General features: G+C 61.1%; 4 protein-coding genes and 1 tRNA gene. 4 read left to right on the forward strand and 1 reads right to left on the reverse strand.

Going from position 1 to position 2,741, the window contains the following annotated elements; all coding sequences use genetic code 11:
• Nucleotides 1-191 precede the first annotated feature (191 nt).
• The 4 genes from AC1D0P_RS24180 (at nucleotide 192) to AC1D0P_RS24195 (ending at nucleotide 2,110) form a co-directional block, all read left to right on the forward strand.
• Nucleotides 192-617 (forward strand): NfeD family protein, encoded by a 426-nt coding sequence (locus tag AC1D0P_RS24180; RefSeq protein WP_477679058.1) that lies wholly within the window; start codon nucleotides 192-194, stop codon nucleotides 615-617.
• Nucleotides 618-627: 10 nt separating this feature from the next.
• Entirely contained in the window at nucleotides 628-1,545 is a 918-nt protein-coding gene (locus AC1D0P_RS24185; RefSeq protein WP_477679059.1) for an SPFH domain-containing protein, read from the forward strand.
• A 35-nt stretch (nucleotides 1,546-1,580) separates the two neighbouring features.
• On the forward strand, nucleotides 1,581-1,955 hold the full coding sequence (locus AC1D0P_RS24190) for a DUF2237 family protein (RefSeq protein WP_477679060.1): 375 nt from the start codon (nucleotides 1,581-1,583) through the stop codon (nucleotides 1,953-1,955).
• Nucleotides 1,956-2,020: 65 nt separating this feature from the next.
• Nucleotides 2,021-2,110, forward strand: a tRNA-Ser gene (locus AC1D0P_RS24195).
• A gap of 78 nt (nucleotides 2,111-2,188) precedes the next feature.
• Here AC1D0P_RS24195 and AC1D0P_RS24200 read toward each other — a convergent pair.
• A complete protein-coding gene (locus tag AC1D0P_RS24200; RefSeq protein ID WP_477679061.1) occupies nucleotides 2,189-2,578 on the reverse strand; it encodes a hypothetical protein in 390 nt (129 codons plus the stop codon).
• Between the last annotated feature and the right edge of the window lie 163 nt (nucleotides 2,579-2,741).

Genomic DNA, 2,741 nt, shown 5'->3' on the forward strand with positions numbered 1-2,741 from the left:
GAGCAGTTCAAGGGCGCCCTGAACCTGTCGGAGGGCATGGGGAACGCTCAAAAGGCATAGACAGGTTGAGCCCGAGCGGTGATAGGAAGCTTTTTCCAAGCAGCGAAGTGTAAGGACATATTGTTGCGCTACGCTTGTCTTGGGGTCTAATTGCCCCAAAATGTAGCGGATGACCTACAAAAGGAGGATGCATGAGTGAATCGACGATCTGGTGGCTGCTGGCCGGCGTGGCCGTCGCGGTGGAACTGGCGACGGGAACGTTTTACCTGCTGATGGTGGCCGTAGGGCTGGCGGCCGCTGCCGTCGCCGCCCATCTGGGCGCATCGACGTCCGTGCAGCTGATCACCGCGGCCGTGGTGGGCTCGGCCACCGTTGGCATTGCCCATTTTGTCCGGGGCCGGAGCCCCGAAGCCCTGCCGCCCGGGACCAACCCGGACGTCAACATGGATGTCGGCGAGACCGTGCAGGTCGACAACTGGCAAGCTGACGGTACGGCACTGGTGCGCTACCGCGGCGCGCAATGGGCGGTCGTGCAGGCGGCCGGTGCAACGCCCTCCGCGGGTCCCCACCGTATCCGGGAAGTCATTGGCAGCAAACTGGTCGTAGAAAAAATCTGAGGGAATCAACATGTCATCTTATGTAGCACTTATCGTTTTCATCGTCGGGATGATCTTCGTCATCCGCGCCATCAAGGTCGTGCCCCAGCAGAATGCCTGGGTCAAGGAACGGCTGGGGAAATACGCCGGAACGCTGACGCCCGGCCTGAACTGGCTGATTCCCTTCGTGGACCGCGTCGCCTACAAGCACAGCCTCAAGGAAATCCCGCTCGACGTGCCCAGCCAGGTTTGCATCACGCGCGACAACACGCAACTGCAGGTCGACGGCATCCTGTATTTCCAGGTCACCGACCCGATGCGCGCCAGCTACGGCTCATCCAACTACATCGTGGCCGTCACCCAGCTGGCCCAGACCTCGCTGCGTTCCGTCATCGGCAAGCTGGAACTCGACAAGACCTTTGAGGAGCGCGACATCATCAACGCGCAGGTTGTGGCCGCCATTGACGAAGCGGCCCTGAACTGGGGCGTGAAGGTCCTGCGCTACGAAATCAAGGATTTGACGCCGCCCAAGGAAATCCTGCACGCCATGCAGTCGCAGATCACCGCCGAGCGCGAAAAACGCGCGCTGATCGCCGCCTCGGAAGGCCGGCGCCAGGAACAGATCAATATCGCCACCGGTGAACGCGAGGCCTTCATCGCCCGCTCCGAAGGCGAAAAACTGGCCGCCATCAACAACGCCCAGGGTGAAGCGGCCGCCATCATGGCCGTCGCCGACGCCAACGCCAAAGCCATCGAAATGGTGGCCGCCGCCATCCGCCAGCCCGGCGGCGAGCAGGCTGTCCAGCTCAAAGTGGCCCAGCAGGCGGTGGAGGCGTATTCCAAGGTGGCCAAGGACGCCAAGACCACCTTGATTGTGCCCAGCAACATGACGGAAGTCGGCTCCCTCATCAGCTCCGCCATGAAGATGGTGCAAGCCAACAAGGTGTAATACGGGTCTGCCGGGAAAACAGCTATGAGAAAGCCATGACCGCAAAAAACGTCCTGGGTACGGACCTCGTGCCCTGTTCCTACGACCCGCTCACAGGCTACTTTCGCGACGGCTGCTGCAACACGGACGCCTCGGACCTCGGCTCCCACCTGGTTTGCGTGCGGGTCACCGCCGGGTTCCTGGCGTTTTCCGCCCTGCACGGCAACGACCTGAGTACACCACGGCCTGCCCACCGCTTCGCCGGGCTCAAACCGGGCGACCGCTGGTGCCTGTGCGCCAACCGCTGGCGGGAAGCGCTGGAAGCCGGCTTTGCGCCGCCCGTCATCCTTGAGTCCACCCATAGCAAGGCGCTGGAATTCGTCACCCTGGCCCAGCTGGAGAAGCACCGCTTCCAGGGCGCGGTTCATTAGCGTGTGCATTTATGGCGCATTTCCCGGCCGGCAGGCCTGGGCGCTGCTATAATCAAAGGCTTCGCGGAAGGGTGGATGAGCGGTTTAAGTCACACGCCTGGAAAGCGTGCGTAGGGTTAAACCTACCGCGGGTTCGAATCCCGCCTCTTCCGCCAGTGAGTCAATGAAAACGGGGCCTTGCGCCCCGTTTTTCATTTTGGTCTTACATCGAGCTCTGACGCTCGCCAGTCCGGCTACTCCGGCTTTGTCTCCACGTCGGCTTCCACCATCTGCTTGATCTTCTCCACTTCGGATTGCATGTGCTGCAGGAATGCGGCAAAACCTTCGCGGCCCAGACGCTCAATGGCATCGTCGACTTCCTGCTGGCTGGTGGGGCGCGGATACGGCACGCCGTCTATTTCGCAGACCGAGGCAGCGGGATAGACAAAGCCCATCATGTAGGGGAGATTGGCCGCGGCTTCAGTGCCGAACATCCGCGTGAGCCGGCTTTCGTAGAGGATGTCGATGGGCTTGACCTTCAATTTACGCCCCAGAACATCGGTGAGGACCACGAGCTGTTCGGCAGCGGTTTCCGTGCTGCTGGGACCGGAAGGAATTCCCGGGGTTGCTTGCGTTTTAGCCATTTGACGTCTCCAAGAAAAAGGTTGATCCGCCGGGCCTCATCAATCGAAAGGGCCGCATGTGGCCCTGATCCACGGGTACCTCGCCGGATTGGTTTTGTGCATTCCAGGCAGGTCACTGTCATCCTTTATTCCTATCGGAAGCACAAAAACCCTGCCTGAATCC

This window comes from Polaromonas sp. P1_G2 (genome assembly GCF_056405515.1).